Source organism: Pseudomonas sp. Irchel s3a12 (assembly GCF_900187485.1).
Taxonomy (GTDB): Bacteria; Pseudomonadota; Gammaproteobacteria; order Pseudomonadales; family Pseudomonadaceae; genus Aquipseudomonas; species Aquipseudomonas neuropathica.
This window is the reverse complement of sequence record NZ_FYDN01000009.1, coordinates 290,456-296,455: the sequence shown is the minus strand read 5'-3', so window position 1 is coordinate 296,455 and position 6,000 is coordinate 290,456. Positions and strand designations below refer to the sequence as shown.

Genomic DNA, 6,000 nt, shown 5'->3' with positions numbered 1-6,000 from the left:
GGCCTGACAGCCGACCAATCTCTGCCAGATGTACTCTGTTCAATTGTAGGAGCGAGCCTGCTTGCGAAGGCGGCCTGAAGCCGACCAATCTCTGCCAGATGTACTCTGTTCAATTGTAGGAGCGAGCCTGCTCGCGAAGGCGGCCTGACAGCCGACCAATCTCTGCCAGATGTACTCTGTTCAATTGTAGGAGTGAGCTTGCTCGCGAAGGCGGCCTGACAGCCGACCAATCTCTGCCAGATGTACTCTGTTCAATTGTAGGAGCGAGCCTGCTCGCGAAGGCGGCCTGAAGCCGACCAATCTCTGCCAGATGTACTCTGTTCAATTGTAGGAGTGAGCCTGCTCGCGATGAGGCTCTATCAGGCAAAGCACATTTCAATTTGCCAATCCTCTCGAATCCGAACGCAAAATCGACAGCCACTTCCTCCCGATCCGGCCGATTCACTGGCGCTTGCGGGGGGCTCGGCTATAAAGAATGAGTGGTCAGGTCTTCCGTGGTCGGTTCGGTCGCGGGAGTTGCTCTTCCATTTGTCGCGGGTCGTCCTATGAACAATCTTGGGAAACGCGTGTTGCCGTTGGCTTTCTTTACAGTGTTGTTGGCGGGTTGCGCCAGTCCTCCACCCCCTCCACCGGCAGCGCCGCCGCCACCGCCGGAGCGTACGTGTCAGGTGCTCGAAAACACTGAGGTCGCCGGTGACGTGTACGCCGACGGGCAGGTTACTCGACACATCACGACCACCCGTTGCGTCACGCAATAGCGCCGGCGGGGCGGCAGTCCCGGGTTGAGCGGATTGTGCTGGTAGCCGACCTGGCCGGCACTGCGGTGTTTGCCGTGGAAGGCGCTATTGCGGCGATGCGCAGTCAGCTCGACTTGCTCGGTGTGATGGTGATTGCGTTTATCGTCGCCCTCGGTGGCGGGGTGACTCGTGACTTGTTGATCGGTGCGACGCCACCCAATGCCGTGGCCGATTGGCGCTACCCGGCACTGGCGTTTTTCATGGGCGGGCTGGCGTTTGCCTTTCATGAGCAGGTGCTGGGCTGGTCCGGTTCAACCTTGATTGTGCTGGATGCTGCAGGCTTGGCGCTGTTTGCCGTGGCCGGTGCGCAGAAAGCGTTGAATTTCGGGATTACGCCGTTTGTGGCGATGCTGATGGGCACCATTACCGGCGTCGGTGGCGGGGTGATACGCGATATTGTGTTGGCGCGGATACCGGTGGTGTTGCAGGCGGATTTGTATGCGAGTTCGGCGTTTGTCGGTGCGGCGGTGTTGATCATCGGCCGCAGGCTGGGCGTTTCACCGGTAGCGGCGGCGTTGCTGGCGGGGGCGGCGTGTTTGCTGTTGCGTTTGCTGTCGGTGCATTTCGGTTGGCAGTTACCGAAAGTCATTGCCTGATACACAAAACCCTGTAGGCGCTGCCGAAGGCTGCGATCTTTTGATTTTGATTTTTTTACAAATAAGATCAAAAGATCGCAGCCTTCGGCAGCTCCTACAGGGACAAGATCAGTTCAAGTCTCGAGTGGAATCAGGACAGAAACCCACCGTCCACATTCAGCGCAACCCCGGTGGTGTAGCTCGACGCATCGCTCGCCAGGTACAGCACCGCACCGGCCATTTCGCTTGGATCAGCCACACGCTTGAGCGGGATCTGCGTCAGCGCTTGCTTGAGAATCGCATCATTCTTCACCAGCGCCGAGGCAAATTTGGTGTCGGTCAAACCCGGCAGCAGCGCGTTGCAGCGGATGCCGAACTGCGCGCACTCCTTGGCGAAGACCTTGGTCATGTTGATCACCGCCGCTTTGGTCACCGAGTAGATGCCCTGGAAGATCCCCGGCGAAATGCCGTTGATCGACGCGACGTTGATGATGCTGCCGCCACCGTTTTCGCGCATCAGCTTGCCGGCTTCGACCGACATGAAGAAGTAGCCACGGATGTTCACGTCAACGGTTTTCTGGAACGCACTCAGATCGGTGTCCAGCACATTGCAGAATTGCGGGTTGGTCGCGGCGTTGTTGACCAGAATATCGAGGCGGCCGAACTGTTCCTTGATCCCGGCGAACACCTGGCTGATCTGTTCCATTTCACCGATGTGGCAGGCCACGGCCGTGGCTTTGCCGCCGGCGGCGATGATCGCGTCGGCGACGTGCTGGCAACCGTCGAGCTTGCGGCTCGACACGATCACATGGGCGCCTTGCTGGGCCAGCAGTTTAGCGATGGCTTCACCGATGCCACGGCTGGCGCCGGAAACGAAAGCAATTTTACCGTCGAGGTCGAACAACTGAGTCTTGGACATAAGGGTTCCTGGGTGTGGGCCGTCAGAGGCTCGATTTCGCAATGACCTGCAAGCTCATCTGCTCCAGCAGTTTGTTCATGTGAATGAACTGCGCGAAGCGTTTGTCCTGGGTCTGGCCGTGGTAGAAGCGGTAGTAGATCTGCTGCACGATGCCGGCCAGACGGAACAGGCCGTAGGTGTAGTAAAAGTCGAAATTGTCGATCTGGATGCCCGAACGTTCGGCGTAGTAATCGACGAACTCGCGGCGGGTGAGCATGCCCGGCGCGTGGCTTGGCTGGCGGCGCATCAGTTGCACCGGCGCCGGATCGTCCGCCTGAATCCAATAGGCAAGGGTGTTGCCCAGATCCATTAACGGATCGCCGAGGGTGGTCAGTTCCCAGTCGAGCACGCCAATGATCTGCATCGGGTTGTGCGGGTCGAGGATGACGTTGTCGAAGCGGTAGTCGTTGTGGACGATACTTGAGGTCGGGTGGTCGGCCGGCATCTTGTCGTTGAGCCAGGCTTTTACTGCTTCCCAATGCGGCGCATCCGGGGTCAGGGCTTTTTCGTAGCGCTCGCTCCAACCTTTGATCTGACGGGCGACGTAGCCTTCCGGTTTGCCCAGATCGCCTAGGCCGCAGGCGTTGTAGTCGACGCGGTGCAGTTCGACGAAGCGCTCGATAAAGCTTTTGCACAGGGCTTCGGTCTTTGCCGAATCAAGGCCCAGCTCCGGCGGCAGCTCCGAGCGCAGGATGATCCCTTTGACTCGTTCCATGACGTAGAACTCGGCGCCGATCACCGATTCGTCGGTGCAGTGCACGTAGGCTTTCGGGCAATACGGAAAACCGTCGCGCAATTGATTGAGGATGCGGAATTCACGGCCCATGTCGTGGGCGGACTTGGCCTTGTGGCCGAACGGCGGACGGCGCAGGACGAATTCCTGTTCCGGGTATTCCAGCAGGTAGGTCAGGTTCGACGCACCGCCAGGAAACTGGCTGATCGCAGGTGTGCCGCTCAGGCCGGGAATGTGCGCCTTGAGGTACGGATCGATCAGGCTGGCATCGAGTTCTTCGCCAGAGCGGATACGGGTGGACTGGTCAGTAAGCGCCATGCTTATCCCTTCTGCTTATTTTGGAGGCCAGACATCATTGGCTAATCTAATAGCGCGCTCGGGTCGCCACAAGCGCGAGTCGGTCTTATAGGCTAGCGTGTTGCCCGATAATCACCTTTGGGAATGTGCGCGAAAGGTCGCGGTGAACCAAGGTTTAGCGGATATGCCGTGGCCGAAAAGGAGGGCTGGGACGAGCGCTCGCCACGTCGTCCGGTGTGCTTCAGTGCACGCGCTGGTTGTTGAGTTTCGGAGGCAAGGCAATGGGCGTCAGTACCGGTTCGCCCGAAAAAAACGCCACGAGATTTTTGCCCACCAACTCCACCGTGCCTTGAGTGGCTTCCGGTGACAGACCGGCGACGTGTGGCGTCAGAAGCACGTTGCTCAGGGTTTTCAGCGCATCCGGCACTTGCGGCTCGTGGTCGAACACATCCAGTGCGGCGCCGGCAATTTTGCGTTGCTCAAGCGCCGTGATCAGGTCCGCCGTGGCGATCACACTGGCGCGGGCGATGTTGACGATAAAGCCTTTCGGCCCAAGCGCATCGAGCACCGGGCGAGTCACCAGATGCTGTGTACCGATGCCGCCGGGCGTGGCGATGATCAGGAAATCCGAGGCCCGTGCCAGTTCGGTTGGCGTCGAGCAGAATGTGTAAGGCACATCGCTGCGCATCTGGCGGCTGTGATAGCTGATCTCCATGTCGAAGCCAAGGTGGGCGCGTTTGGCTATCGCCATGCCCACGGCGCCCAGTCCGAGAATCCCCAGGCGTTTGCCGGCCAGCGACGGGCGCATGATCTTCGGCCATTCACCGCGGCGTACCGCCGCGTCACAACGGGGGATATCCCGGACCAGCGCCAGCAGCATCGCCATCGCATGGTCGGCCACCGACGAGGCATTGACCCCGGCGCCGTTGGTGACGGTAATGCCACGGTTACTGGCGGCTTGCAGGTCGACCTGCTCGTAACCGGCGCCGATTACCGTGATGATTTTCAGCGCCGGCAGGGCGGTGATTTCATCGGAGGTCAGGCCCAGCGGGCCGCGGGTCAGCACCGCGTCGATGCGGCTGCCGTGAGTGGCGATGGCTTGCGCACGCTCGGCCGGCGTGGGGGCGAGGATCAGGTGAAAACCCTGATGTTCGAGGATCGGCAAATAGTCATTGATGGTTTCAACCAGTACCAGAACGGTTGCGGGCATTGCGCGGCTCCTGTGAACGTCGGCGGGTCGGTCGCGAAAGTCGTTTCAGAGTGCTGAATCCGCAGCGGCTTGGCAATCGTTGTCATTCGCGCAGTGGTGCTTTGATTCTGGACGGCTTCGGGCAAGAAGCAAGGGTAGGCAGCACACCGGTGATCCGGTGTGCTGTCGGCATCATTGGGCTGCTTGGGCTTTGGTTTGTTCTGCGAGGGCAATCGGCTTGAAATCATAGGTTGGATAAAACTCGGTTCGGTAACTGCCCCATGCGGTGTTTTCCAGGGCAAGGTTCACTTCTGCCAGCCGTGAGGCGGGGAAGCGTACGGTCACCACTTGGCCAATGCCCATCATGATGTTCCAGCTCACCACTTCGACCCCGGCAGGGGGGAAGGTCTTGTAGAAGCCTTGTTGTGTGAGCTGGGCCTTGAGTTCGCTCAGCGGGCGGGTCTGATCATGTTTCAGAAATACGGTCAGCATCATTGCATTGTCGGCGGTGGCAACAGTATTTGTGGCGGGTTGGGTGGCGGCTTGCGCACTGACTCCGGCGCAATACACCGTGGAGGCCAGCAACGTCGACATCAGCAGGGTTTTGACTGTCTTTTGCATGTTGAACTCCAGGTTTTATTGTTTGATGGCGGATTTGGTTTCTACGGTGCCGGTATACGGCGCGTGAACGACATGAATACGTACAAGTGGATTGTTGTCGATCATGTCGCGGGGGACTTCCCGAGAGTAAGTGAATTCACTGTTGTTTAGTGTTTCCAGGCGCCTGACAATTGTTTTGGTCGGACCGACATCGGGTACCAGAATGTGCTGTTTCTGGTTACCGGTGACAAAGAAATAACCGCCTCCGCCTTTGTTGTACTTTGACTCGCCCGTGTCGGTGTAAAAGAACTCGTATCGATTACTCTCGGGATCCCAGGTCGATATACCTACGACGCCGGGATACTTCGCCTTGACGTCTGTTTCAGGAGCGCCATCGATGTAGACCTTGGTAGTCAGCCATCGCGGCGAAGAAGCCAGCTCGCGGACATCAGCGCTGGCAAGCGGGGTGAAAAGCAGTCCGGTCAACAGCAGGCCGGTGATCGTGCGCTTTTGCATGCTTTTTCCTCTTTATCAAACTTCGAAGGTCGTTTGCGATTGGTCTTTCGTCATTCAGGGCGTGGAAAATATAGGCCTGAAAAAGAGGAATGTTCAATGGCTGCGTAGTTGCTTGTAACAAATGACTGTTATTCGGATTTCGGTAATATTTCGTCGTGGTTTTATTAGGTGTTTTTGGTTGTAGGAGTATTCTGAAGTATCGATAAGCGAAGGGCTTTTTATTGGTGTTTTCTGTAATTCATAGCGCAGATGACATTAGAGAAGTACACGCAGTTGTAGGACGGAGGATAAGGTTACAAATTCGTGATTGACGCAACCGCAGACAGCGAAGTTGC

Annotated in this window: 6 protein-coding genes; 1 reads left to right on the top strand and 5 read right to left on the bottom strand. The window is 58.0% G+C overall.

Going from position 1 to position 6,000, the window contains the following annotated elements:
* Positions 1 to 742: 742 nt before the first annotated feature.
* Positions 743 to 1,393 carry a trimeric intracellular cation channel family protein gene (locus tag CKW14_RS17445; RefSeq protein ID WP_228759220.1) on the top strand — a complete coding sequence of 217 codons (651 nt, stop codon included), beginning with the start codon at positions 743 to 745 and terminating at the stop codon, positions 1,391 to 1,393.
* Between the two features lie 130 nt (positions 1,394 to 1,523).
* On the opposite strand, the gene CKW14_RS17440 is transcribed toward CKW14_RS17445, so the two are convergent.
* From CKW14_RS17440 to CKW14_RS17420, 5 genes are all read right to left on the bottom strand, one after another.
* The gene (locus CKW14_RS17440; RefSeq protein WP_034152479.1) at positions 1,524 to 2,291 is read right to left on the bottom strand and encodes an SDR family oxidoreductase; all 768 of its coding nucleotides are present in this window, start codon (positions 2,289 to 2,291) and stop codon (positions 1,524 to 1,526) included.
* Between the two features lie 22 nt (positions 2,292 to 2,313).
* On the bottom strand, positions 2,314 to 3,381 hold the full coding sequence (locus tag CKW14_RS17435) for a phosphotransferase family protein (protein ID WP_095047468.1): 1,068 nt from the start codon (positions 3,379 to 3,381) through the stop codon (positions 2,314 to 2,316).
* A 220-nt stretch (positions 3,382 to 3,601) separates the two neighbouring features.
* Positions 3,602 to 4,570, bottom strand: a complete 969-nt coding sequence (locus CKW14_RS17430; protein WP_095047467.1) for a 2-hydroxyacid dehydrogenase — start codon at positions 4,568 to 4,570, stop codon at positions 3,602 to 3,604.
* 171 nt (positions 4,571 to 4,741) lie between these two features.
* Positions 4,742 to 5,170 carry a hypothetical protein gene (locus tag CKW14_RS17425; RefSeq protein WP_093437066.1) on the bottom strand — a complete coding sequence of 143 codons (429 nt, stop codon included), beginning with the start codon at positions 5,168 to 5,170 and terminating at the stop codon, positions 4,742 to 4,744.
* A gap of 15 nt (positions 5,171 to 5,185) precedes the next feature.
* Positions 5,186 to 5,665 carry a DUF4822 domain-containing protein gene (locus CKW14_RS17420; RefSeq protein ID WP_095047465.1) on the bottom strand — a complete coding sequence of 160 codons (480 nt, stop codon included), beginning with the start codon at positions 5,663 to 5,665 and terminating at the stop codon, positions 5,186 to 5,188.
* Between the last annotated feature and the right edge of the window lie 335 nt (positions 5,666 to 6,000).